Here is a 24,719-nt window from a genome sequence, read left to right on the forward strand (position 1 = left end):
CGAATCCGAGCCGGGGCGCAAGTGCCGGGCGAGGATGCGCTGCGCGGCGATGCGCACGTGCCTTTCCTGCGCCCCACCGGGCTCGGCGCCCGCTTCGAACGGCATCCGCAGGTAGGCGCACAGCACATCGACCACGGTGTGCCGCTGCGACAGCGTGTTCTGGGCGAGCCGTTCGAGGGCGTACAGGCCACCCAACCGGACCGGTGCCTTGTCCGAACCGGGCTGTTCGACCGCTTTCGCGTACAGCTCGGTGATCCGCCGTTCCGCGGCGTCGGCCTCGGTCACGGCGGAAATGCGCTGCTGGTGAGCGAGGGTGTCGGCGGCGACGGCCTCCGTGTGACGCTGGACGTGCTCCTTGTGCGCGAGATCGCGCCGTTTCTCGACCAGGTCCTGCTCGGCGGTCTGCTGCCGGCGCGCGGCGAGCAGCAGGCCGACCGCGCCACCCGCGCCGAGCACGATCGTGCCGACGGTCCGGATCGCCTCGAGGCCGAGGCCGTACACGGCGAGCAGCGGCCACCCGATCCCGGCGGCGACCACCACCAGACCGGCCGCGCACCAGGCGATCACCCGGTTGGACAGCACCTTGCCCGGCTTCACTTCGGGTCGATCGTCGCCCATGCCCCCATCTTCGCCGAATTCCGATGCCGCTGTCCCCCTCGCGAGCTACACCCGACTGTCCACTCCACGGTGACGTTTCCGGCGCGCCGAATTCCTAACGTTCTCCCTGACCGCAGCACCCCGCCGCGGGTTCTCACCAAGGAGTCGTCGTGCGACTGTTCTTGCAGCTCGTGACCGTGGCCGCCGTGGCCGTGGCGGGCAGCCTGGCCGCCAGTGCCGTGCAGTGGAACACCCCGCTCACCCTGGTCATCGGGCTCGCCACGGCGGTTCTCGCCGTGGTCGCGTACCGGTGGATCGTGCGCAAGACCGAGGACCGCGTGCCCGAGGAGATCGTCAAGAACAACGCGGCTCTCGGCCGGGGGCTGCTCCTCGGCGGCGGGTTGTTCGTCTTGGTCATCGCAAACATCGCCTTGGTCGGCGGCTACGAGGTGCTCGGCTGGGGCTCCCTCGCCGGCGCCATCGCGCTCTTCGGGTTCAGCGCGGCCGCCGCCGTCACCGAAGAACTCGTCTTCCGCGGCATTCTCTTCCGGATCATCGAAGGCCGCATCGGTACCTGGGCGGCGCTGACGTTGACCGGACTGGTCTTCGGCATCTCGCACCTCTTCAACGCCCACGCCACCGTCTGGGGCGCCTTCGCCATCGCCGTCGAAGCCGGGGGCATGCTCGCCGCCGCCTACGCCGCCACCCGAAACCTCTGGGTGCCGATCGGGCTGCACTTCGCGTGGAACTTCGCCGAGGGCGGGCTCTTCGGCACCCAGGTCTCCGGCACCGACGCGCCCCAGGGACTGCTGCACGGCGTCATGTCCGGCCCGGCCGCGATCAGCGGTGGTGAGTTCGGGCCCGAGGCGAGCCTCTACTCGCTGCTGGCCGGTGTCATCGTGACGGTCGTGTTCATGCGGCTGGCCCGCCGCCGCGGCCACATCGTGCCTCGCCGGGGACGCGCCGCCGCGGCCGTTACTGTCCTCCCGTGATCGACCTCTGGCGGCGGCTCGACGTCACGGTCCGCGACCTCGCGTTCGGGCTGGTGCTCGCCGGCCTGGCGCTGACCCCGGCGCTGGGCGGCTACGGGACCCAGGTCGGCGGCCTGCCGTCGCGGCCGATGGACGCCTGGGCCCTGCTGGTGGTCGCCGTCGAGTGCCTGCCGCTGGCCCTGCGGCGGCGGTGGCCGGCGGGGTGCCTCGCGCTCGTGTCGCTCGGCTTTGCCGTCGACCAGCTCGAGGGCTACCACACGGTGGCCGCCTGCGCGTTGCCGATCGCGCTGCTGAGCGCGGCCGCCCACCTCGAACGCTTCCGGTGGACGACCGTGGCCGTGGCGTCCGCGGCATACGTCCCGCTGGCGATCGCGCTCGCCCGGCAGGGGGCGCCCGAGGGCGTGACCGGCTTCGTCACGTTCTACCTGGCGCTGGCTCTTGCCTGGGGCATCGGCGCCTGGCTGCGGCAGTCCCGGGCCGCGGAGGCGAAGCACCGCCAGTTCGTCGCCGAAACCACCCGCACCACCGAACGGACGCGCATCGCCCGCGAACTCCACGACGTCGTCACCCACCACGTGACGGCGATGGTCGTGCAGACCGAGGCGGCGCGCTACCTGACCGCCGCGCCGGACAGGCTCGACCGGACGCTGACGGCGATCACCGACACCGGCCGGCTGGCCATCGCCGACCTGCGGCAGCTGCTCGACCTGCTCAACCCCGACCACGGCGCCTCGCTGCGGACGCCGTCCGCCGGTTCGCTGCGGGACCTGGTGGAGCAGACGCGGCGGGCCGGCCAGCCGGTCGAGTTCACCGAGGACGGCGAGCCGGCGGGCGCCGGTGGTGCCGAAGCCGCTGTCTACCGCGTCGTGCAGGAAGCGCTGACGAACGCGCTCAAGTACGCGCACGGCCACCACACCGAGGTCCGGGTGCGGCGCGGAGAGGGGGACATCTTCGTGGAGGTGGCCACCGACGGCCCGAAACTGTCGGTGCCCTCGGGTAGCGTGGAAAACGGGGGCGCCCCCGCGCGCGCGTCCGTCGGGGGAAGCGGGCGAGGGCTGGCCGGGCTCCACGCCCGGGTCGACGCGCTCGGCGGCGAATTCACCTCGGGCGGTCGAGCGGGCGGCGGTTTCGTCGTCCGGGCCCGGATTCCTTCGGAAAGGTCGTCGTGATCAAGGTTCTCGTCTGCGACGATCAAGCGCTGATCCGCACCGGATTCGCGACGATCATCGACGCCCAGCCCGACCTCGAGGTGGTCGCCGAGTGCGCCGACGGGCGCGCCGCCGTCGACCTCGCCGGGGAGCTGCGGCCCGACGTCGTCGTGATGGACGTCCGGATGCCGGTGCTGGACGGCATCGAGGCGACGCGCCTGCTCGCCGGCGCGGGGGTCGAGCGGCCGGCCAAGGTGCTCGTGGTGACGACGTTCAACCTCGACGAGTACGTGTACGAGGCGCTGCGCGCGGGGGCCAGCGGGTTCCTGCTCAAGGACGCGCCGCCGGCGCAGCTGCTGCACGGGATCCGGACCGTCGCGACCGGCGCCGCGCTGCTGGACCCGGAGGTGACGCGCCGGCTGGTCGGCAAGTACGCGGCGCGGATCCGCCCGGCCGCGGCCGGCGAAGTCGCTTTGGCACCAAGGGAACTCGAGGTGCTGCGGCTGATCGCGGACGGGCTGTCCAACAGCGAGATCGCCGCGGCGCTCGTGATCAGCCAGGAGACCGTGAAGACGTACGTGTCGCGCATCCTGACGAAGCTGGATCTGCGCGACCGCGTGCAGGCGGTGGTCTACGCGTATCGCACCGGGCTGGTGCGTTAACGCGTTGACGCTCCCGGCGGAGTGGGCGATCATGTTTTCCATGCGAGAAAACAATCTTCGAAGGCTCCTCGTCATGGCGTAGGACATCGTCGTGTCATGGAGCCGCCCGTCGAGGAATCGATCCGGGCGGCTTTTTTGTGGGTGCCTTCTTCCTGCGCTCGTCTTCGCCGTACCGATGCGGTGGACGCGAGTGCGCTTTGCGGCCGTGGTGAACTCGGCGGACACGCCGGTCTTCCAAACCGGAGCAGTGGGTTCGATGCCCACCGGCCGCTCTCGCAGCACCCCCCTCGGCGCGTTGGTCCAGCGGTACGGATCCCCGGCTCTCATCCGGGAGACCCGGGTTCGACTCCCGGACGCGCTACGCACAATTTCGCCGCACAAGCTCATCCGGCTGAGCACCCGTCTCGTAACCGGGAGGTGCTGGGTTCGATTCCCAGGTGTGGCTCGAGGATCGCTGGCTCAACGGTCAGAGCAGCCGGCTCTTACTCGGCGGGTTCGGGGTTCGAATCCCCGGCGATCCACTCATTCCCCCGAAGCGCAACAGGCTGCGCGCCCGACTGTTGATCGGGAGGTACCAGGTTCGAGTCCTGGCGGGGGAGCGATGTCCGCCACCCCACGCGCGCGGTTCGGCAACCAGCGGGGTCTCATACGCCCCGCCCCCGTGGATCGACACCACGGCGCGCGACCACCTGCTCCACTGTGGAGAACGCCGGAATTGTCGGTACCCCCGGCTACGCTTCCCCCGAGTCCCGAACCCGGGGGAGGAACCCATGACCACCACCCACGTACTGGAAACACCCGAAGCCGACGTCGTCTACGACGTGCACGGGCCCGCGCCCGCCGATAGCCCGAGGCCGCCGCTGCTCATGGTCGGGCAGCCCATGGAGGCCGGCGGGTTCAGCACCCTCGCCTCGTACTTCCCCGAGCGGACCGTCGTCACCTACGACCCGCGCGGGCTCGGGCGCAGCGTCCGCAAAGACGGCCGGGAAGACCACGTGCCCACCACCCAGGCCGAGGACCTCCACGGCGTCATCCAGGCCCTCGGCGCCGGTCCGGTCGAGGTGTTCGGGAGCAGCGGGGGCGCCGTCGCCGCGCTCGCGCTCGTCACCGCCCACCCCGAGGACGTCAGCACCCTCGTCGCCCACGAACCGCCGCTCGTCGGCGTGCTGCCCGATGCCGCCGCGGCCGAGCGGGCCGGGAAGGCCTTCCGGGACGTCTACCAGGCCCGGGGCTTCGGCGCCGGCATGGCGGCCTTCATCGCGATGACCTCGTGGAAGGGCGAATTCACCGACGACTACTTCGCGCAGCCCGCGCCGGACCCGGCCCAGTTCGGCATGCCGGCCGAGGACGACGGCCGCCGCGACGACCCGCTCATGAGCGACCGCTCCCTGGCCGTCACGGCGTACCGGCTGGACGTCGATGCGCTGAAGGCGGCGCCGACGCGGATCGTGATCGCGGTCGGCGAAGAGTCCGTCGACGTCATGACCGGACGCGCCGCGCTCGCCACCGCCGAGCTTCTCGGCCAGGAGGCGACGGTGTTCCCCAGCCACCACGGCGGCTTCCTCGGCGGCGAGTTCGGCTACGCCGGCCAGCCCGAAGCCTTCGCGCGCAAGCTCCGGGAGGTCCTCGAAGCCTGAAGCTTTCACCTCGCTGACCAACCCAATCAAACAACTGGTTGACAGAGCATGTCGACTGGCTGATGATTGCTGCGCCGGAGTCGCCGGCGGAGCAAGGGGGACGTCGTGGAGAAGCACGCACTCAGGTGGTGGGCGCTGGCGGTCGTGGTGCTGGCCGTCCTGGTGGACATGATCGACAACCAGATCGTGGCGGTCGCGCTGCCGACCATCCGGCGCGAACTCGGCACCGGAGACGCCGCGCTGCAGTGGATTTCGGCCGGGTACGCGCTGGGGTTCGCGCTGACGCTGATCACCGGCGGCCGCCTGGGCGACCGGCACGGCGCGAAGAAGCTCTTCGTGGCCGGGATGCTCGTGTTCACCGCCGCGTCGCTCGTCGCGGGTCTCGCCGGGCACGTCGGCGTGCTGATCGCCGCGCGCGGGGTGCAGGGTGTCGGCTCCGGGCTGATGGTGCCGCAGGTGCTTTCGTTCATCCACGCGGAGTTCGACGAGCGGGAGCGGCCGAAGGCGATGGCCTGGTACGCGGGCGCGTTCCCGGTCGGCGGGCTCGCCGGCCCGCTGCTCGGCGGCGCGCTGACCCAGGCCGATCTGTTCGGCACCGGCTGGCGCGCGATCTTCCTGGTGAACGTGCCGCTCGGCCTGCTCGCGCTGGCCGGGGCGGCGGTCACCATGCCGGGCCGGCCCGGATTCCTCCGGCACCGCCTGGACCTCGGCGGCCTCGCGCTGCTGACCGCCGCGCTGTTCGCGGTGTTCTTCCCGCTGGTGCAGGGGCGCGAGCTGGGCTGGCCGGCGTGGTCGATCGGGCTGCTGGTGGCCGCCGTCCCGCTGCTCGGTGCCTTCGCGCTGCACCAGCGGATCCAGGCCCGCCGCGGCGGCGAACCGCTGGTCCCGCCGGACCTGGTGAAGCGCCTCGCCGGGAGCCAGGCGGTGCTGTTCTGCGTCAACACCGGGATCGGCGTCTTCTTCGTCCTGACCCTGCACCTGCAGCTGGGCCTCGGGTTCTCGCCGTGGGAGGCGGCGTTGACGTTCGCGCCGTCGACGCTCGGCATCGTCGGGGGCAACGTCCTGGCGATGCGGCTCGCCCCGGCGCTCGGGCGGGCGTTCGCCGCGGGGGCCGTCACGGTGCTGCTGGCGAGCCTGGGCGCCGTCGCGATCCTGGTGGTGCAGCAGGGTGCGGCGTTGAGCGGATGGGCGTTGCTGGCGCCGGTGATCGGCGTCGGGCTCGGCATGGGCGCCGTGCTGAACGCGCTGTTCGGCACGGCGATGGCGGAGGTCCGGCCGGAGCAGGCCGGCGCGGCGTCCGGCGTCGTGAACACCACCGTCCAGCTGGGTACGGTGACCGGGATCGCGCTGTTCGGCACGGTGTTCTTCACCCGGCTCGACGGCGGGTACGAGTCCGCGACGGCCGGCGCGCTCGCGGTCAGCGCGGGTGTGCTGGTGCTGGCGCTCGCGCTGACGGCGGCGCTGCCCGCTCGTCACCCTTCCGTTCCGCAGAGTCAAGCGGTTGGTTGACGTATAGTCGCGGGCGTGACCGCCTCGAAGCCTCGCCGTTCGCCGAAACCCCAGGAGCGGCAACGGGATCCGGAGCGCACCCGCCGCCTGATCCTGGAGGCGGCGGGCGCGGAGTTCGCGGCGAAGGGCTACGCGGGCGCGCGGATCGCGTCGATCGCGGGCCGCGCGGGCGTGAACCAGCAGCTGATTTCCTACTACTTCGACGGCAAAGAGGGCCTGTACCGGGCGTTGTCGGAGCAGTGGACCGAGCGGCAGCGCGAGCTCGTCGCACCGGACATGCCCCTGTCGGAGCAGGTGCGGCAGCACGCGCTGGAAGGTGTGACGGGCCGCGACGGGATGCGGCTGGTGGCGTGGTCGGGCCTCGAGTACGAGAGCGCGGAGACGGATCCCGACAACGAGGCGAGGACCCGGCGCCTGGCCGGGACGGTGGAGCAGATCGAGGCCATGAAGGCCGGCGGCCGCCTGCCCGAGTGGGTCGACCCGGCCTGCCTGACGATCCTGCTGATGGCGGCGGCGATGGCACCGGTGACCCTCCCGCACATCACCGAGGGGCTGACGCGGTCCGCCCCGGATTCCCCGGACTTCGTGCGGCGGTACGCGGACCAGCTGGCCAGGCTGGTCGAGCACCTGGGAGCGGAACGGCCGGCCTGAGCCCGTCCGGCGGAAATCGGGACAATCGGCGGACAAAAAGCGGACAGTGCACCGCGGCGGCCTTCTCGGCTCACGGCCTGAGGTTCAATCGGCTGGACCACCCGTGGCCCGAGGGAAACGTCATGACGATGGAGCAGCAGGAAAGAACCACGCCGGACGCGGGAACGCCGCCCCGGGTTTTCATCACCTATTCCCACGACGACAAACGGCACTTCGATCTCGTCCGCGAATTCGCGACGTTCCTGCGAACAGGGGTGGGAATCGACGTCCGGCTCGACCAATGGGCTGATGACGGTCGCCGGGATTGGTCGCTGTGGGCGATCGAGCAGCTCGCCGAAGCGGACTTCGTGCTGGTGATCGCTTCGCCGGACTACAAGCGGCGGGCGGAGGGCACCGAGGTGCCGCATCTGGGGCGTGGTGCGCAGTTCGAGGCCGCGATGATCCGGGACAACCTCACGCAGGATCTGCCTCGGGCGACGCGGCGGATCCTGCCTGTCGTGTTGCCGGGTCGGCGGGTCGAGGAGATTCCGTCGTTCCTCAACGCGCATTCGACGACCCGGTACGAGATCAAGGAGTTCACCCCGGCCGGTGTCGCGGAACTGCTCGTCGCGTTCACCGGAGTGGCTCGCTTCACGCTGCCCGAGATCGGCACCTTCGTGGGCGTGCCGCCCGAAAGCCGTACGGCGAAGCCGATTCTGCTGACCTCCGCCCTGAGCCCGGCGAGCCGCGGTTCGGATATCCGCATGACCGGCGCGGAGATCGACGGGATGCATCGGGGCGACAGCATCGTGTACCGGCCTTCCCTGTTCGCGAACGAACCGCGCGCGGTCGTCGAGTACAACCTCGGCCGCCGCTACACGGGTTTCGAGGCCGTCGCCGGCGTGCTCGACGACGCGGCCGATGCCGACCAGGTCGGCTACTTCCAGGTCTTCCTCGACGGTGTTCCCCAGGACCAGGTCGAGGTCCGGCTGGGCCGGCCGGCCTGGCTGCGGTACGACGTCGTCAACGTGCTGCGCCTCAGGCTCGTCGCGTACCGGCCGGGTACCACCGCGAGCCCGCTGCTGGCGGGGGTGCTGGCCGCCGGCGGCCAGTCGAACAAGCTCCCCGCGCTGGCGTGGGGGAACCCGGTGCTCTTCGAGTAGCGGGTCCCACGACCGGGTCAGTGTTCGACGGGCTCGCTGGTGGTGGCGGCCGCCGGGCCCTGGCCGGGGGTGCTCGTCGGCGCGGTGGGGCCGGCCAGGACCACGCCGGCCACCAGCGCCAGCGTGACGAGGAACAGTGCGGTGCGGACCAGAGCGGAAAAAGAACAGACGACCATCATGGCAGGCTCCTCGTAATTTCCCGGATTTGCCGGGGGATTCCGACGGTTCCGTGGAATGCGGACTGCATCAATGGTGCGCGCCGGGACGGTGTTGCCACCAGGCGTTTCCGTTGCCGGAAAGGGTGTGCCCGGGAAACAGGATCCGGCGGTGAGAACCCCACCGGCCGGGGGTCCGGTGCCTGCCGGACGCGTCAGAATCCCGACAATGCGCGGTCCGTCGCAACGCGTTTCGCCCGCGCGGCGACTGGTGGGCAGGAATGCCGAAACCATCGTGCGGAGGAGAAGACCATGAGTTCGGAAACGCAGCCGGCCGCGGGCCCGGCGGCCCGAGTCCACCCCTACAGCGAGGGCCGCCGAGCCGGCTACGGTCTCTTGTGGACGGCCTGGACCATCGTCCTGACGATCGGCGGGTTCACCCTGCTCGGGCACGGCTCGGTCCTCAGCGGGCTCCTCGGCCTGGCCCTGGCCGCCCTGGCCCTCCGTTACGCCTGGCGGATCTGGACCTGGCAGGCGAAACGGCTCATCTTCTTCATCGTCTTCTGAGCCTTTATCAGTCCGTGCTCGCGAGGCGGTTCCGGTACGCGGCCTCGCCGAGCACGGTCGGATCGAGCGTGACCCGGTACGCGGCGGCCTCCGCCCACCAGCGCGCCGCCGCCTGACGGTCGCCGCGGGCGGCCGCCGTGTTGCCCAGGCCCGTCAACGCCCGGGCGCGTTCGTACTCGCTCCCCGCGTCGTCCGCCAGTTCGGCCGCGCCGCGATAACCGCGCTCCGCGTCGTCCCACTGCCCGGCGCGGAAGCGCACCCACGCTTCGCCGTTGGCCGACATCGCCCGGTCGACCGGCAGCTGGGCGAGCTCGAGCGCCTCGCGTGCGCTGGCGAGCGCTTCCGGAAACCGTTCCAGCACAGCCGAAGCGAGCGCGATACCGCGCAGCGCGATGACCACGTTCCGGGTCCGCCCAGTCCGGCGGTAGACGTCCAGCACCGTCGTCAGGTCCGTCAACGTCGCTTCGGCTTCGCCGCGGTACAGGCGCGCCCACGCCAGGCTGGACAGCGCGTCGATCGCGCCGCGGTCGTCGCGGGCCTGCGCGAAGCACTGCTGCGCCTGCTGGTGGAACCGGATGGCCTCGTCGACGCGACCCGACTCGATGTGGGCCATGCCCAGGTTGTTGAGGATCATCCCGGTCGCGCTCGGGTCGCCGATCGCCCGCGCCGCCTCGAGCGCGCGCTCGTGCGTCCGGATCCACGGCTCGAACAGCTTCTCCCGGAAGAAGAACGCGCGGAGCACGAAAGCCAGCTGCCAGCAACGGTCGTGGAACCCGTGCCGGAACGCCGAATCGACGATCTCGACCAGCATCGGCCACTGCGCGGTCAGCCAGGCGAGCGCGCCGACCGCGTCCGCGAACGGAACCGTGGACGACGTGGCCAGTCCCGTGTCCGGGCGGAACCGGTACGGCTCCGCGAGTTCGTCGGCCGCGAGCGTCGTCATCAGCGCGTGGTCGACCAGCCGGCGCACGGCGACTTCACGGTCGTCCGGCTCGACGTCGGGAAGCGCGTGCGTCGAGGCGAACATCCGCATCAGGTCGTGGAGGTCGACGTAACCCCGATCGTCGCGGACGACCAGGTGGGCGTCGTGCAGCCGGTCCACCAGCCGATCCGCTTCGCCGGGGCCGAGGCCCGCGAGCGCTTCGACGGCGGCCGCCTCGGCGGCGGTCGCGGGGTGGAGGGCGAGCAGGCCGAGCAGCCGCCGCTGGTCGCCGGGCAGGGAGTCGTAGGAGACGGTGAACGCGGTGGCGACACTGCGCTCGCCGTCGTCGAGGGTGCCGAGGCGGGTCCTCTCGTCGGCCAGCCGGTCGCGCAGCCTCGTCGCCGTCCAGCCGCCGGCGACGAGCCGGGCGGCCACGATGCGGATCGCGAGCGGAAGCCGGCCGCAGTGCCGGACGAGCTCGGTCGCCACGCCGTCGTCGCCCGGTCCGTGCTCGCCCGCGACGGACCGCAGGAGCCGCACGGCGTCCTCGAGCGGGAGCACGTCGACCGGGAAGTGCCAGGCGTCGTCGAGCGCGGGGAGCCTGCCCCGGCTGGTCACCAGGATCCGGGACGACGTCTCACCCGGGACGATCGCGCGGATCTGTTCGGCGGAACGCACGTTGTCGAGCACGAGGATCATCCGCCGGCCGCGCAGCTGGTCGCGGACCAGGTTGGCCCGGCCGTCCTCGTCGGCGGGCAGCTGGTCGGCCGAGACGTCCAGCAGCCGCAGCAGCCGGCCGAGGGCCTCACCGGGGGAGAGCTCGGCCGCGCCCGGCGTGTGCCCGCGGAGGTCGAAGAAGAGGCTGCCGTCCGGGAAGGCGCGCTCGACGCGGCGGGCCGCGGCGACGGCCAGCGCCGTCTTGCCGGCCCCCGCCATCCCGTGCACCACGCCGACCCGGCTGTCGTCCGGGTCCAGCAGCAACGCGGAAAGCGCGTCGAGCTCGGTTTCCCGTCCGACGAAGTACCGGCCGCCGTCCGGCAGGCCGACGATGCCGCCGGCGTTGCGGCGCGCGGGCATTCCCGGTTCCGCGGCGAGGGCGAGCAGTTCTCCCTTGGCGTCGAGTGCTCGGTCGCAGGCCTTGGCCAGGTCCCGGTTCACGCGGGCCTTGCCGTTCTCCACCTTGCTGAGATAGCCCTTGGTGAAATGCACGGCGGCCGCGAGTCCGGTCAGTGACATACCGACCGACGTCCGTCGACGTTTCAATTCCGCTCCAAAGTCCTGCATCGGTCAATCATCCTGTATTCGGCGATGGGAGGGAAGGACGGCCGGCGGCCCGGGCCCGCCGGCCTGTTCCTGGTCAGCCCAGCAGGGAGACCAGCTGGCCCAGCACGATGATGAGGTGCGTGTGCATCGATTTCACCTTTCCGGATCGAATTCCTGGTTTCACCGAATGATTTCGGTGATCCCAGCTTCGCCCGGTGAATTCGCCTGGAACAGGCGTTTCGCGTTGCCACTCGGGAGGAAACGGTGCTGACCGGTTCGACCTGCGCTGTTTCCCGCTTCCGGAAACAGGCCGGAAACGGGTGACGGCTCCGCGGCGCGCGGAGGACCATGAGTACACTTCCCCGCAGCGACCAACACGGAGGTGGCGGCTTGGCTCAGGAGGCGGCCGACGCGAAGATCAACGCTCTCTCAACGGAGCTGAAACTGCTTCGCAAAGGCCTGGGCGTCCAAGCGAAGAACCTGCCCGGTGTCGTCGGCGAAGAACTGCGCGCGGTGTGCGGGATCCACGAGGACGACAACCCGGGGACGGTCCGCGCGAGAGTGGTCGCCACGCTTCTGTCCTTGATCGAAAAGCTGCCCGAGCCGCAGCGGGAAACGGCACGGATCGTGCTGGGTTTCGGCACCGGCGCGAACGAGCGGTACACCGCGCGCCTCGAGCTGCTGGGCAGCGGAGCCGACCGCAACATCCGCACTATGCAGCGCCGCGCCGACGACGTCGTCTACCTCATCGCCGAGGCGGCCTACGGGGCGCCGGCGGCCTACGGGAGCTCGTCGGCGATCAGCAAGGGTCCGTGGCACACGTCCGCGCTGGCGGTCCGGCTGACCCTGACCGGTGCCGCCGCCGAAGTCTTCGAAACCCGGCGGATCGTCAGCCACGTCGCCGGGCTCGCGGAAATCGAGCACGGGGTCTCCCTCGCGCGCCCGGCCAGTCCGGCCGGCGAGCCCGAGCTCGCCGGCCTCGGCATCGACGTCCTCTCGGGCGGGGAGGTGCATTCCGTGCGCATGGTCTCTTCCACGCGGGTGGCGTTCCGCCTGCGGCCGCCGCGGGTGCTGGATGCCGGTGACCAGCACGAATTCTTCTTCCGCGTGCGGCTGGAAGAGATGCCGGCGCCGTTCTACTGCTGCACGCCGGAATTCCCGTGCGAGAGTTTCGACCTCAATGTCCGGTTCGATCGGCGTGAGCCGCCGCACCGGATCTGGCGCATCGACGGCGACCTCTCCAAGGACGCGGGAGACCCGGTGCCGGCGCGCAAGCCGCTTTTCCTCGACAACGCGGGCGAGGTGCACACCCGTTTCCAGGACCTCCAGCCCGCGAGGTCCTACGGAGTGGGCTGGCAGCCGGCCGCCCCCTGACCGGCCGTGCCCGGTGCGCGTCATGCTCCTCCTCGGCGTGAGCGTCTTCTTCCAGAATGCCCTATCCGGCGGGGTAAAGCCGCGTCGTAAACACGACAGAAGCGCGACACTTCCCCCGTGGCTGCCCCGGCGCCGGTGCACGCGCTGATTCGGAATCGGTGACGATCCGGTCAAGCACTCCGCTGCCGGTAACGTGCCGAGCGGATCCGGCGACTGGTCGTGGTATCCACTGCCGATCGGTGGCACCCGGAAAAGCGAAAACGCCATCCGGGGTGTAACGGAAACCATTCTTTTGCCGACCCCCGGCGGACACCGCGAATTTCCGCGGTGCCGCGGGTGAATTCTCGGCGACCGAGGAGGAAAAATGGGCGTGAGCCTGAGCAAGGGTGGCAATGTTTCGCTGACGAAGGAGGCGCCCGGCCTGAGCGCGGTCACCGTCGGCCTCGGCTGGGACGAGCGGACCACGAGCGGCGAGGAGTTCGACCTCGACGCCAGTGCGATCGCACTCGGTGCGGACGGGAACGCCTTGTCCGACAAGCACTTCGTCTTCTTCAACAACCTGGCCACGCCGGACGGCGCGGTGCGGCACACGGGCGACAACCTCACCGGCGGCGGGGACGGCGACGACGAGCAGATCACCGTCGACCTCGCGAACCTGCCGGCCGAGATCGACAAGATCGTGTTCCCCGTTTCCATCTACGAAGCCGAAGCCCGCGGCCAGGCCTTCGGCCAGGTGCGCAACGCGTTCATCCGCGTCGTGAACCAGGCGGACGGCGCCGAGCTGACCCGGTACGACCTTTCCGAAGACGCGTCCACGGAGACCGCGATGGTCTTCGGCGAGCTCTACCGCAACGGCGGCGACTGGAAGTTCCGGGCCGTCGGCCAGGGCTACACCGCGGGCCTGGCCGGAATCGCCAAGGACTACGGGATCAACGCCGCCTGACCGGCCGCGGCCGGTGACGCACGGACAGAGGAGGGAAATGGTGCTGAAGACATTCGGCGGATCGTTCGCGATCACGGTGGCCGGCCTGCTGCTGGCGTTCTGGTACGGCGGAACGCTCGGCCTCGCCGTCGTCGGCGTGCTCGCGGTGCTGGAGATCTCCCTGTCCTTCGACAACGCCGTCGTGAACGCCGGTGTGCTCGCGCGGATGAACCGGAAGTGGCAGCGGCTGTTCCTGACGGCCGGCATCCTGGTGGCGGTCGTCGGGATGCGGCTGCTGTTCCCGGTAGTGGTGGTCTGCCTGACCGCGAAGCTGTCGCCGGCCGAGGCCTACCACCTCGCGATGGCGGGCGGCGACCTCCACACCCCGGGCACGTACGCCTTCGTCCTGCACGAAGCGCACCCGGCCATCGCGGCCTTCGGCGGCGTGTTCCTGCTGATGCTCTTCCTCAACTACATCTTCGAGGAACGCGAGCTCACCTGGCTGTCGTGGCTGGAGCGCCCGCTCGCCCGGATCGGCCGCCTGAAGCAGATCTCGGTGATCGTCGCGGCCGGCGCGCTCCTGCTGACCGCGGACTTCCTGGCCCCGGCGGGAAAACCGGTGAGCGTCCTCGTCTCCGGTGCGCTCGGCCTCATCACCTACCTGCTCGTGAGCGGGCTGAGCGACCTGTTCGAACCGGCCGAGCCCGACGGGCACAGCGGACGTCCGATGGCCGTCGCCGGCAAAGCGGCCTTCGTCCTGTTCCTCTACCTCGAGGTGATGGACGCGAGCTTCAGCTTCGACGGCGTCGTCGGGGCGTTCGCCATCACGTCCGATCCGGTCCTCATCGCGATCGGGCTGGGCATCGGCGCCGCCTACATCCGCTCCCTGACGGTGTTCCTCGTCCGCAACGGGACGCTCAACGAATACGCCTACCTCGAACACGGCGCGCAGTGGGCGATCGGCGCGCTCGCCGTGCTCCTGCTCTGCACCATCCGCTACGCGGTGCCCGAGATCGTCACCGGGCTGATCGGTGTCGGGTTCATCGGCATGGCGCTGCTGTCGTCGGTGGTCCGCAACCGGCGGCTGGCCCTCACCCCCTGAAAGGACACGGAAATGACTGTGACACTGAGCAAGGGCGAGCGCGTCTCGCTGACCAAGGCCGACGGCCACACGCTCACGCGGGTCCGGATGGGCCTCGGCTGGGACGCGATGCCCAAGCGCGGCCTGTTCGGCAGCCGGGCGCAGACCATCGACCTCGACGCGTCCGCGCTGCTCTTCGACGCCGGCGACCGGCTCGTCGACCAGGTCTGGTTCAAGCAGCTGGCCAGCATCGAAGGCTCGGTGCGGCACACCGGCGACAACCTCACCGGCGAAGGCGAGGGCGACGACGAGTCGATCCGCGTCGACCTCGGCCGGGTCCCCGTCCAGATCACCACGATCGTCTTCACCGTCAACTCCTTCACCGGCCAGGACTTCTCGCAGATCGAAAATGCGTACTGCCGGCTCGTCGACGAGACGAACGAGAGCGAGACCGCCCGCTACGACCTCTCGGGATCCGGCCGGCACACCGCCCAGATCATGGCGAAGCTGACCCGCGAACCCGGCGGCTGGGCGATGACCGCCATCGGCGCGGCCGCCACCGGCCGGACGTTCCGCGACCTGCTGCCCGCCGTGTCGCGGCACCTCTGACCGCGAGCGGCGACCCAGACCCCAGACCAGGAGGTGTTCCGATGTCGGATCTCGAGCTCGGCGGGCCGCCGTCGGCCGCGGCGCAGTCCGGGAACGGGCTGTTCCTCGCGCCGCCGGCCCCGGTCCGGGTCGTCGAACAGCAGGAGGCGGCCGGCGCCGTGCCGATGGACCCCGCGAAACGCGCGGAGCTGCAGCGGAAGGCCCGCGCGTTCGTCGAGGAGCTGGCCGGGCTGGACTTCCATTCGCCGGTCTACGCCCAGAAGATCCAGGGCATCACGGCGATGGGCGACCGGGAGATGCGGGCGGCGGCGGGAATGTCGAACCGGATGCTCGACCGGCCCGCCGCCAAGCTGCCCGGCCGGGGCGCCCCCCGCGACGACGCGCAGACCCGCGTGTCCGCGACGCTGATCGACCTGCGCTCGACGATCACCGAGCTCGACCCCAACCGGGCCGATCTCAAGGGCGTCCGCAGGCTGCTGAAGTTCCTGCCCGGCGGCGACCGCGTCGACCGGTACTTCGCCAAGTACCAGACCGCGCAGTCGCACATCGACGCGATCATCCGGTCGCTCGACTCCGGGCAGGACGAGCTCCGCAAGGACAACGCGAGCATCGACACGGAGAAGGCCAACCTCTGGGCCACGATGGGCAAACTCACCGAGTACAACGAGCTCGCCGGCGCGCTCGACGCCGAGATCGAGCGGAAGGTCGCGGACCTCCAGGCCCTCGGCCGGACCGAGGAGGCGGACACGCTCAAGTCCGACGCGCTGTTCGGCGTCCGGCAGCGGCGGCAGGACATCCTGACCCAGATGGCGGTCGCCGTGCAGGGGTATCTGGCCCTCGACCTGGTGCGGCGCAACAACATCGAGCTCATCAAGGGCGTCGACCGGGCGCAGACGACCACCATCTCGGCGTTGCGCACCGCGGTCATCGTCTCCCAGGCGCTGGCCCGCCAGAAGCTCGTCCTGCAGCAGGTCACGGCGTTGAACGCGACGACGTCGGACCTGATCGAGGCGACGTCCCGCCAGCTCCAGCAGCAGGGCGCCGAGATCAACCAGCAGGCGGCGTCGTCGACGATCGAGATCGGGAAGCTGCAGGCCGCGTTCGACAACGTCTTCGCGACCATGGACGCGCTGGACACGTTCCGCGCCCAGGCGACGGACTCGATGGCGGACACGGTGGCGGCGTTGCAGGGCCAGCTCGACCGCGCCCAGCCCTACCTCGAGCGCACCCGGCGGCACGAAGGCACGAGGTGAGCCGATGGCCTGGCTGCGCAGGGAAACCGGGCTCGTCCCGGTGCCCGCCGAGGCGCCTCCGGACGACACGCCGGAGGCGCTGCGGGCCGGGCTCGCGTCGCTGATCCGCTCCGTCAACGCGCGTTCGGGCCGGCTGCCGCCCGCCGCCGTGGTCACCGCACGGGAGATCACCGACGTGCTGGCCGAGCTGGTCGGCGAAAGCGCGACGCCGGACATCCACACGCGGGTGACGGTGGCCGGGATCGTGACCGATCACCTGCCGACGACCCTGGAGGCGTTCCTCCGGGCCGGCGGCACCGCGAGCGGATCCCTGCTCGAATCGCTGCTGGACGAGGTGATCTCGCTCCAGGACGCCGAGCGCGGCCGGGCCGCGGACGCCCTGCGCACCCAGGAAGCGTTCCTCCGCACGAAGTTCTCGAACTCCGACCTGGACCTGTGATGGCTGCTCTCAGACGCGGCTCGAACGTCGAGCTGACCCGCGAAATCCCGGACCTGCCCGGCGTCGTCCTCGGCGTCCGGTGGGAAGCGGGCCCGGAACCGGCGCTGGCCGACAGCCTGGTCCTGGCCGCGATCCTCTGCGACGGCGCCCGCCGGGCCCGCTCGGCGGAGCACTTCGTCTTCTTCAACCAGCTGACCGAGCCGAGCCGGTCGGTGGCACTGACCGGGGACGACGCCGAGCAGGTCGAAGTCGTGTTCGGCGCGGTGCCCGACGAGGTTTCACGGATCGTCGCGGTGCTGTACGTCAACGAAGGCAACGGACTGCGCCGGGGACTCGGGCGGCTCCGGACGCTGACCGTGCGCGGGCTCGACCCGCGGGACGACCGGGAGCTGGTCCGGTCGGACAACCTCGCGCCCGCGCTCGACGGCGAAACGGCGTTGGCGCTGGGTGAGGTCTACCGGCACAACGGCGGCTGGAAGTTCAAGGTGCTCGGCGAGGGCTACCGGGCGGGGATCGCGGCGCTGGCCGAGGACTACGGGGTGCTGCGATGACCCTCGACTTCACGACCCCCGGCCACGCGGGACCCCGAGCCGATCTGCCGTTCCTCCGACGGCGAAGGCCAGCAGGCAGCGCCTCGCTGGATCTCGCCGGCGGCGAACCGCCCGCACTTTCACGTGAAAGTGCGGGGCTCGAGGGTGGTGCGCCGGCCGCACTTTCACGTGAAAGTGCGGGGCTTGGTGGCGCGTCGCTGGACCTTGGTGGTGGGGCGCCGGAGCGCGTTCCGGTTGCCGCGCGAGCGGTGTTGGCGGATACCCGGCCCGCGTTGCCGGCTCGGCGGGCCGGGCGGGCCGGGCGGCCGGTGGTGCGGCTCGGGGCCGGACGCCGGCTTCAGCTCGGGCCGAAGACGCCGGCCGTCACGCTGGACCGTCTGCAGAGCGCCATCGGCCTGCTGACCGTCGAGGCCGCGAGCGGTTCACCCGAACTCGGCTGCGCCTACGACCTGGCCGACGGCCGGTCCGCCTACCTCGGCTCCGGGACGACCGCGTCCCGCACGCCGTTGCTGGCGGTGCGCCGGCGTGCGGTGTCGGCCGATCTGCGGCAGGTCCGGCAGCTCGTACGGCTGGCCGTGCTCGCGGTGTTCCCGCCGGCCCGGACGCCACCCGGGCTGCTCGTCGTGTCCACTTGGGACGGCGGCAGGCTCGAGCTTCCGCTCGGGAGGCCCGCCGGTGGCCGGGTGACGGTGCCGCTCTCGATCCACAACGTCGGCGGAGAGCTGGTTCTCCGCGCGGAAGCGCCGGAAGCGTTTTCGACGCCGCACGCCGCCGTCGACGCGTTCGGTTTCCACCGGATCAGCTGGCTGGACGACTTCACGTGCGCGGGAGGTGTGGCGTGACCGGGCCCTACGACATCTTCCTCAGTTTCACCTGGGCGGACAGCGTCGAGGTGAACGCGCTCCAGGACGCCCTCGAAGCCGCCGGGCTGCGGGTCTTCCGGGACAAGGAAATCCGGCGGTTCGAGGGCATCACGGAACGGCTCGACGACGCGCTCGCCGCGTCGAAGGTGCTCCTCGCCTACTATTCGCGCCGGTTCCCGACGCGGTACGCCTGCCAATGGGAGCTGACGTCCGCCTTCCTCGCGGCCCAACGCCACGGCGACCCCCGGCGGCGGGTGCTCGTCGTCAATCCCGAGACCGACGGCAACCACATCGCCCCGATCGAACTGGAAGACGCCGCTTACGCCGGCCGGCCGAAGGACGACCGGGAACGCGCGGCCACCGTCCAGCGGATCGCCGAAATGGTGCGCGCCGCGGACACCCCGCTGGGCTCGGTGCGCAGCACGGCACCGGTGCTGCCCCGCCTGCTGCGGCCCCGGCGGTTCGTCGGGCGGTACCGCCGGCTCTGGGCGATCCACAGCGCCCTGCACGCCCGCGAGCTGCCGGCCACGACCCCGCGGACGTCGGCGGCGCTCGCCGTCGTGCGGGGATTCGCCGGGCTCGGGAAGACCAGCCTGGCCGAGCAGTACGCGTTCCTCTTCCGAGACGCCTTCTCCGGCGGGGTGCGGTGGCTGGGCCTGTTCGGCCAGGACGATCCCGTCGGCGCGCTCGCCCGGTTCCACGAGCACCTCCGCGCGATCGCGGCCGACCTCGGTGCCGACGTCGGCGACCTGCCGCCGGACCAGGTCCGGGCCGTCGTCGCCCGGCGCATCGAGGCCGCCCGGGAACCGCAGCTGTGGATCATCGACGACGTCCCGTCGGAGCTGCCGGCCGAGGTGCTCGACCAGCTCGTCATGCCGACGTCGTACGTCCGGACGGTGCTCACCACGCGGTCCGGAAACCCGGACTGGCCCGCTCCCGTCGTCGAGCTGACCGGCTTCTCCGAGGACGAAGGTTCCGCGCTGTACACGGAAATCGTCGGCTCCGACGATCCCGAAGAGCTCGCGGCCGTGCGGCGGCTCGTCGAACGGTGCGGCGGCCACCCGATCGTCCTGACGAGCGCGGTGACGGCGTTGCGTGACCGCCGGGGCGCGGTCGACGCGGCCGGTTTCGCCGAGGTCCTGGACGAGGTGACGGGCACCGGCGTGCTGGCGGACGCGGTGGCTGCCTGCCAGCCGACCGCACAACGGATCCTGCGCATCGCCGGGGCGATCTCCCGGGCACCCGTGCCGGCCGAGCTGGTGCGGCGCGTGCTGCCGGGCGAACCGGTCGAGAAGGCGGTGGCCGAGCTGGCCCGGCGCGCGCTGCTGATCCACCTCGGGACCGAATGGGACATCCACGCCCTGGTCCGCGACGCCGCCGGGCTCGACGACGACCTCACGCGCAGAACCGCGTCGGCCGTGCTCGAGCCGGACGGGGACCCCGGGCGCCTGCACCGGCACGCCGCGGCGCTCGCCGCGCACGACTGCGTGCCCGCCGACCAGCGGGCCCGGCTGCTGCGGATCGGGCTGGACTGGTTCCGCGGCCAGGGTGACGTCGTGGCCGCGCGGGAAGCGGCGAAGCGGATCCTGGCCGCGGACGCCGGCCCGGCCGACCGCGTCGCCGCGGCCGAGGCGCTGCTCGACGCCGGCGACTTCGCCGACGCGGTCGAGGTCTGCCGCCCGCTCGTGAATGACGCGTTCCGCGCCCGGCTCACCTGCGCCCGCGCGCTCGACCAGCTGGGCCGGTACGCGGAAGCGGACCCGATCTGGCCGGAGTCGGTGCCGGACGGCGAAGAGGCCGAGGCGCGGGTGTTCCTGGCGGTCGCGAAGCGAATGCGGGGCCGGTTCCGGGAAGCGCTCGCGTTCCTCGACGTCGACGACCCGGACCCCCGGGCCCGACTCGAGCTGGCTCGGCTGCGGATCATCTTCGGCGAGCTCAAGCTGGCGCGGAAGACCGCCGAAGCGATCATCCGCGAGCACGATGCGGCGGACCACGAGCGGCACCCGCTGCGGCTGGAGGCGATCGGCGTCCACGCCGAAGCCGAGATGTCGCTGGAACTCACCGAACTCAAGGTGCGCGACGAAAACTGGGACGCGCTGGAAGCACACCTGCGCTCCGCCCGCGACGAGCTGACCGGGCTGCTCGGGCCCGAAAGCCCGCTGGCCGTGGCCGCCGGGGTCCGGTGCGCGCGCACGTCCGTCACGCGCGGCCGCCCGAAACGAGCGTTGCGGGAGTTCGCGGAGCTGGAACCGCGCGTGGGCAAGGTCTTCGGCGCACACCACCCGCTGCACCACTGGCTCAGCTACTCCACTGCGCAGGCGCACGCCCAGCTCAAGCAGTACGACAAGGTCGCCGGGATCCTGCGGCCGTTGCTCGACCGGCAGCGGAACTCGATCGGCCCGCACCACCCGGACACCATGCGGACCCAGCTCGACCTCGGCATCGCGCTCATGCTCACCGGCGACAAGGCCGCCGCCGTACCGCTCGTCGCCGAGGCCGAGCGGCGGATCGGGGACGCCCTCGGCTGGCGGGCCGAACTCCGCAACCGCGCCTGGGTCACCGGGCTCCTGATGAACCTGCCGGTGCTCGTCTGGCAGCTCTTTCCCCACCTCGACAACCTCTTCGGGAAGAAAAGTCCCGAAGACTGAACGCTCTGGAGGTCTTCGACATGGAAAAGGCGCTGGGCAGCCGATATCGGCTGGGTGACCAGCTGGGCACGGGTGCGATGGGGCGGGTCTTCGCCGGCTCCGACGAACAAGGGAAGGCCTACGCCTTCAAGGTGCTGCGCGACGAGCTCGTCGAGGACCCCGAGCTGGTGGCGCGGTTCCTGCAGGAACGGTCCATCCTGGTCGGGCTGCGGCACCCGAACCTCGTCGGCGTGCACGACCTGGTCGTCGAGGGCGAGACCGTGGCGATCGTGATGGACCTGGTCGGCGGCGGTGACCTCCGGGCGCGGCTGACCGCGGAGAAGTCGTTGCTGCCGGCCGAAGTCGCGCGCATCGGAGCCGGGGTGGCGGCGGCGCTGGCGGCCGTGCACCGGGCCGGCGTCGTGCACCGCGACGTCAAGCCGGAGAACGTCCTGATGGACGGGACCGTGCCGCGCCTGACGGACTTCGGCATCTCCCGGCTCGCGACCGCCACCGACCTGGGCCGCCGGTCGCTGCTCGTCGGGACTCCGCAGTACCTCGCGCCGGAACTGGGCAAGGGCCTCGAGGCGACCCCCGCGTCGGACCTGTACTCACTCGGCATCCTGCTCTACGAACTCTGCTGCGGGGTGACGCCGTTCGCCGGGCAGTCGACGTTCGCCGTGATCCGGCTGCACGAGAGCGCGCTGCCGGGCCGGCCCGCCGGGGTGCCCGACCAGCTGTGGGACGTGCTCGCCTGGCTGCTGGCCAAGCGGCCGTCGGACCGGCCCGAATCGGCTCAGCAGGTCTCGACCGTCCTGGACGGGCTGGTGCTGGAGCTGATGAAGGAACCGCTCGTCCTCCCGCTCACCACGCCGCCGCCCCCGGTGGCCCTCAACGAAACCGGCCTGGGCACCGAGACCGTCTACGGCACTCCGCCGCCGCCGCCGCCGCGCCGTCCCGTCGCGACCACCTCGCCGAGCATGAGCACAGGAGTGACCGTGTCCCCTCCGAAACGCCGTCGCCGAGGCCGGGTCGTGCTGACCCTGTTCGTCGTGCTGGCCCTGCTGGCCGGTGGCTGGTTCGTGTTCCGGCCGTCGTCGAACGCCGGTCCGGCACCGACGATCGCGGCGCCGACGACCTCCCCGGCGGCCAGTGTCGCGCCCGCCGTCGACTCACCTTCGGTGACCACGACGGCGAAGCCGAGCGTGATGCCTCAGGTCGTGGGCAAGAAGCTCGCGGACGCGCAGGACGCGCTGCCGGGTATCCAACCGACCATTGTGGACAAGATCGACGCGACGGCCGGTGACGGCACGGTGATCGAGCAGGACCCGGCGGCCGGTGCGGCGATCGGCGACGCGGTGAAGCTGACGGTCGCGCGCCAGGCCCAGCTGGTCTACCTCGACTCGGTCCAGCCAGCCAGCGGACGCTGGGAGGCCAATCAGAACGCCAACATCGCAGGCAAGAACTACCTGCACTCGCTCGGGGACTCCGTGGAGGCCAGGACGAGCACCCAAGGAGTCGAGTACAACATCGCCAAGGGGTTCCGCCGGTTCACCGCCACGGCCGGGATCGACGACAACGCGGGCGACTCTTCGCTGAAGATGCAGCTGGAGATCTTCGCCGACGGCCGGGAGATCTTCAACAAGCCGGTGGCCTTCGGAACACCGACGCCGATCGACCTGGACGTCAGTGGTGTCCTGCGGCTGCGGTTCCAGTACGAAGGCGTGTCGGGCGACAGGGAATGCTGCAGCAATAACTACCTCGTGCTCGGTACCGCGGAGCTGCTGGGCCTGCCCGGCGAGGTGCCGACGTCCCCGACCACGACCGGCTGACCGGCGTGTGGATCGGCAACCGGGTGCGGATCACGATCGGCCGGGCCTCCGACAACGACATCGTGCTGAGCGATTTGCAGGTCTCCCGCCGGCACGCCCGGCTGGAACGCGTCGGCGGGGCGTGGCGGCTGACGGACCTGGGCAGCCGCAACCCGACGCTGGTCAACGGCGTTCCGGTCGCCGGGCGGTCGCCGATCGCCGATGGGGACCGGATCACCGTCGGGGCCACCGATCTGCGGGTCGACGGCGACAACCTCGTCGCCACCGGCGGGGAACGCACCCGGCTCGTGGCCGACGACGCCGGGTTCGCGGTCGGGGGCCGGTCGCTGGTGTCGGGCGTCTCGCTCGACCTGCGGCCGGGGCAGCTGGTCGCCGTCGTCGGGCCGTCGGGCGCGGGGAAGTCGACGCTGCTCAGGGTGCTCTCGGGCGAGGTCGCGCCGACCAGCGGGCGCATCACCTACGACGGCTACGACATGCACCGGCAGCGGGCGGCGGTGGCGGGGCGCGTCGGGGTCGTGCCGCAGGACGACGTCGTCCACACACGGCTGACCGCCCGCAGTGCCCTGTCCTACGCGGCGAAGCTGCGGTTGCCCGACGACACGGGCGCGGTGGCCCGCCGGCGCCGGGTGGCCGAGACGCTCGCCGAAGTCGAACTCACCGAGCACGCGCGCACGCCCATCCACCGGCTGTCCGGCGGGCAGCGCAAGCGCGTGTCGATCGCGCTCGAACTGCTGACCGCGCCGTCGCTGCTGATGCTGGACGAGCCGACCTCCGGCCTGGACCCGGCGCTCGACAAGCAGATCATGGGGCGGCTGCGCGAGCTGGCCGACGCCGGCCGGACGGTCGTGGTGGTGACGCACAACGTCACGCACCTCGACGAGTGCGACCTCGTGCTGCTGCTCGCACCCGGTGGGGTCCCGGTGTTCAGCGGGCGGCCCGCGGAGCTGCGGGCGCGGTTCGGCACCGCCGACTGGGCCGACATCTTCCACCGCGTGGTCGCCGGGACCGCGCCGCCGCACCAGCCGGCGCCGGTGGGGCCCGCGCCGCCGCCCGAGGCGACCGCCGAGCCGCCGGCCGTGCACGCCGGGCTGGGCCACCAGGTCGGCACGCTCGCCGCGCGGCACCTGCGGCTGATCCTCGCCGATCCCGGATATGCCCTGTTCCTGCTGCTCGTCCCGGTCGTCCTGGCTGTGCTCGCCTTGGCGGTGCCCGGGCACGAAGGGCTGCGGCGGTCGGTGCCCGAGCATCCGGCGGAAGCCGCGCAGATGCTCGTGCTGGTCTTCGTCGGCGCGGCGTTCATGGGAGCGGCGGCCTCGGCGCGGGAAGCGATCGCCGAGCGGGCGATCTTCCTGCGGGAACGGGCCGTCGGCCTGCGGCCCGGCGCGTACGCGCTCGCGAAGACGCTGGTCTTCACGCTGGTCGCGGCCGTGCAGTCCGCGGTGCTCGTGGGTGTCGTCACGACGGTCAAGCCGGGGCCGGCCGACGCCGTCGTGCTGTCGCGGCCGGTCGCCGAGCTCGCGGTCGCCGTCTGGCTGACCGCGCTGGCGTCCTGCCTGCTCAGCCTGCTCGGTTCGGCGCTGGTGCGCTCGCTCGAACAGACGACGCCCGTGCTGGTCGTGACGGTCATGGCCCAGCTCGTGCTGTGCGGCGGGATGATCCCGGTCGCCGGGCGGCCGGTGCTGGCCCAGCTGTCCTGGTTCGCGCCCGCGCGGTGGGGCTACGCCGCCGGAGCCTCCACAGTGGATCTCCCGCAGACCGGGCCGGCCGATCGCCTGTGGACCCACGACTGGCCGTGGTGGCTGGGCTCGACCGGCGCGTTGCTGCTTTCGGCGGCCGCCTGCACGGCGCTGTTCGCGGTCCGGGCGCGGCGGGTGCGCCGGGGCTGAGCCGGGGCGGCGAACCGGCTGTTCAGCACCCTGCGTG

Annotated in this window: 22 protein-coding genes and 5 tRNA genes; 25 read left to right on the forward strand and 2 right to left on the reverse strand. The window is 71.6% G+C overall.

Features of this window, described 5'->3' with window-relative positions:
- The first annotated feature begins 21 nt into the window (after positions 1-21).
- From ACZ4TR_RS04700 to ACZ4TR_RS04760, 13 genes are all read left to right on the forward strand, one after another.
- Positions 22-792: a hypothetical protein gene (locus ACZ4TR_RS04700; RefSeq protein WP_465285748.1), complete on the forward strand. Its 771-nt coding sequence runs from the start codon at positions 22-24 to the stop codon at positions 790-792.
- Complete coding sequence (locus ACZ4TR_RS04705; RefSeq protein ID WP_465285749.1) at positions 768-1,589, forward strand: lysostaphin resistance A-like protein; 822 nt, start codon at positions 768-770, stop codon at positions 1,587-1,589. Before ACZ4TR_RS04700 ends, ACZ4TR_RS04705 begins: the two co-directional genes overlap by 25 nt.
- Positions 1,586-2,758, forward strand: coding sequence for a sensor histidine kinase (locus ACZ4TR_RS04710; RefSeq protein ID WP_465285750.1), 1,173 nt, complete (start codon positions 1,586-1,588; stop codon positions 2,756-2,758). The genes ACZ4TR_RS04705 and ACZ4TR_RS04710 overlap by 4 nt, the downstream gene beginning before the upstream one ends.
- Positions 2,755-3,399 (forward strand): response regulator transcription factor, encoded by a 645-nt coding sequence (locus ACZ4TR_RS04715; protein WP_364517142.1) that lies wholly within the window; start codon positions 2,755-2,757, stop codon positions 3,397-3,399. Before ACZ4TR_RS04710 ends, ACZ4TR_RS04715 begins: the two co-directional genes overlap by 4 nt.
- A 199-nt stretch (positions 3,400-3,598) precedes the next feature.
- A tRNA-Gly gene (locus ACZ4TR_RS04720) sits at positions 3,599-3,671 on the forward strand.
- Positions 3,672-3,688: 17 nt separating this feature from the next.
- Positions 3,689-3,760: transfer RNA gene (locus ACZ4TR_RS04725), tRNA-Glu, on the forward strand.
- Between the two features lie 11 nt (positions 3,761-3,771).
- Positions 3,772-3,844, forward strand: a tRNA-Thr gene (locus ACZ4TR_RS04730).
- 3 nt (positions 3,845-3,847) lie between these two features.
- A tRNA-Lys gene (locus ACZ4TR_RS04735) sits at positions 3,848-3,920 on the forward strand.
- A 5-nt stretch (positions 3,921-3,925) separates the two neighbouring features.
- Positions 3,926-3,998: transfer RNA gene (locus ACZ4TR_RS04740), tRNA-Asn, on the forward strand.
- Between the two features lie 171 nt (positions 3,999-4,169).
- A complete protein-coding gene (locus ACZ4TR_RS04745; protein WP_465285751.1) occupies positions 4,170-5,036 on the forward strand; it encodes an alpha/beta fold hydrolase in 867 nt (288 codons plus the stop codon).
- A gap of 105 nt (positions 5,037-5,141) precedes the next feature.
- On the forward strand, positions 5,142-6,545 hold the full coding sequence (locus ACZ4TR_RS04750) for an MFS transporter (protein ID WP_465285752.1): 1,404 nt from the start codon (positions 5,142-5,144) through the stop codon (positions 6,543-6,545).
- 15 nt (positions 6,546-6,560) lie between these two features.
- Positions 6,561-7,196 (forward strand): TetR/AcrR family transcriptional regulator, encoded by a 636-nt coding sequence (locus ACZ4TR_RS04755; protein WP_465285753.1) that lies wholly within the window; start codon positions 6,561-6,563, stop codon positions 7,194-7,196.
- Between the two features lie 122 nt (positions 7,197-7,318).
- Positions 7,319-8,338: an SEFIR domain-containing protein gene (locus ACZ4TR_RS04760; RefSeq protein WP_465285754.1), complete on the forward strand. Its 1,020-nt coding sequence runs from the start codon at positions 7,319-7,321 to the stop codon at positions 8,336-8,338.
- Between the two features lie 17 nt (positions 8,339-8,355).
- Here ACZ4TR_RS04760 and ACZ4TR_RS04765 read toward each other — a convergent pair whose 3' ends face one another.
- Positions 8,356-8,517 (reverse strand): hypothetical protein, encoded by a 162-nt coding sequence (locus ACZ4TR_RS04765; RefSeq protein WP_465285755.1) that lies wholly within the window; start codon positions 8,515-8,517, stop codon positions 8,356-8,358.
- A gap of 288 nt (positions 8,518-8,805) precedes the next feature.
- On the opposite strand from ACZ4TR_RS04765, the gene ACZ4TR_RS04770 reads away from it, so the two are divergent.
- Positions 8,806-9,060 (forward strand): hypothetical protein, encoded by a 255-nt coding sequence (locus ACZ4TR_RS04770; protein WP_465285756.1) that lies wholly within the window; start codon positions 8,806-8,808, stop codon positions 9,058-9,060.
- A gap of 7 nt (positions 9,061-9,067) precedes the next feature.
- Here ACZ4TR_RS04770 and ACZ4TR_RS04775 read toward each other — a convergent pair whose 3' ends face one another.
- The gene (locus tag ACZ4TR_RS04775) at positions 9,068-11,266 is read right to left on the reverse strand and encodes a helix-turn-helix domain-containing protein (protein ID WP_465285757.1); all 2,199 of its coding nucleotides are present in this window, start codon (positions 11,264-11,266) and stop codon (positions 9,068-9,070) included.
- 369 nt (positions 11,267-11,635) lie between these two features.
- Here ACZ4TR_RS04775 and ACZ4TR_RS04780 point away from each other — a divergent pair, with 369 nt between their 5' ends.
- The 11 genes from ACZ4TR_RS04780 (at position 11,636) to ACZ4TR_RS04830 (ending at position 24,682) form a co-directional block, all read left to right on the forward strand.
- On the forward strand, positions 11,636-12,619 hold the full coding sequence (locus ACZ4TR_RS04780) for a hypothetical protein (protein WP_465285758.1): 984 nt from the start codon (positions 11,636-11,638) through the stop codon (positions 12,617-12,619).
- Positions 12,620-12,983: 364 nt separating this feature from the next.
- The gene (locus ACZ4TR_RS04785) at positions 12,984-13,562 is read left to right on the forward strand and encodes a TerD family protein (RefSeq protein WP_364517124.1); all 579 of its coding nucleotides are present in this window, start codon (positions 12,984-12,986) and stop codon (positions 13,560-13,562) included.
- A gap of 37 nt (positions 13,563-13,599) precedes the next feature.
- Complete coding sequence (locus ACZ4TR_RS04790) at positions 13,600-14,643, forward strand: DUF475 domain-containing protein (protein WP_465285759.1); 1,044 nt, start codon at positions 13,600-13,602, stop codon at positions 14,641-14,643.
- Positions 14,644-14,655: 12 nt separating this feature from the next.
- On the forward strand, positions 14,656-15,231 hold the full coding sequence (locus tag ACZ4TR_RS04795) for a TerD family protein (protein ID WP_364517120.1): 576 nt from the start codon (positions 14,656-14,658) through the stop codon (positions 15,229-15,231).
- A 41-nt stretch (positions 15,232-15,272) separates the two neighbouring features.
- A complete protein-coding gene (locus tag ACZ4TR_RS04800) occupies positions 15,273-16,484 on the forward strand; it encodes a toxic anion resistance protein (RefSeq protein ID WP_465285760.1) in 1,212 nt (403 codons plus the stop codon).
- Positions 16,485-16,488: 4 nt separating this feature from the next.
- Positions 16,489-16,923, forward strand: coding sequence for a hypothetical protein (locus ACZ4TR_RS04805; RefSeq protein WP_465285761.1), 435 nt, complete (start codon positions 16,489-16,491; stop codon positions 16,921-16,923).
- Positions 16,923-17,474 (forward strand): TerD family protein, encoded by a 552-nt coding sequence (locus ACZ4TR_RS04810; protein WP_465285762.1) that lies wholly within the window; start codon positions 16,923-16,925, stop codon positions 17,472-17,474. Before ACZ4TR_RS04805 ends, ACZ4TR_RS04810 begins: the two co-directional genes overlap by 1 nt.
- 272 nt (positions 17,475-17,746) lie before the next feature.
- Positions 17,747-18,316: a hypothetical protein gene (locus tag ACZ4TR_RS04815; protein WP_465285763.1), complete on the forward strand. Its 570-nt coding sequence runs from the start codon at positions 17,747-17,749 to the stop codon at positions 18,314-18,316.
- Positions 18,313-20,985 (forward strand): tetratricopeptide repeat protein, encoded by a 2,673-nt coding sequence (locus tag ACZ4TR_RS04820; RefSeq protein ID WP_465285764.1) that lies wholly within the window; start codon positions 18,313-18,315, stop codon positions 20,983-20,985. The genes ACZ4TR_RS04815 and ACZ4TR_RS04820 overlap by 4 nt, the downstream gene beginning before the upstream one ends.
- A 20-nt stretch (positions 20,986-21,005) precedes the next feature.
- Positions 21,006-22,796, forward strand: coding sequence for a protein kinase domain-containing protein (locus tag ACZ4TR_RS04825; protein ID WP_465285765.1), 1,791 nt, complete (start codon positions 21,006-21,008; stop codon positions 22,794-22,796).
- A gap of 5 nt (positions 22,797-22,801) precedes the next feature.
- On the forward strand, positions 22,802-24,682 hold the full coding sequence (locus ACZ4TR_RS04830) for an ATP-binding cassette domain-containing protein (RefSeq protein ID WP_465285766.1): 1,881 nt from the start codon (positions 22,802-22,804) through the stop codon (positions 24,680-24,682).
- Positions 24,683-24,719 lie beyond the last annotated feature (37 nt).

Source organism: Amycolatopsis sp. NPDC028719 (genome assembly GCF_055565395.1).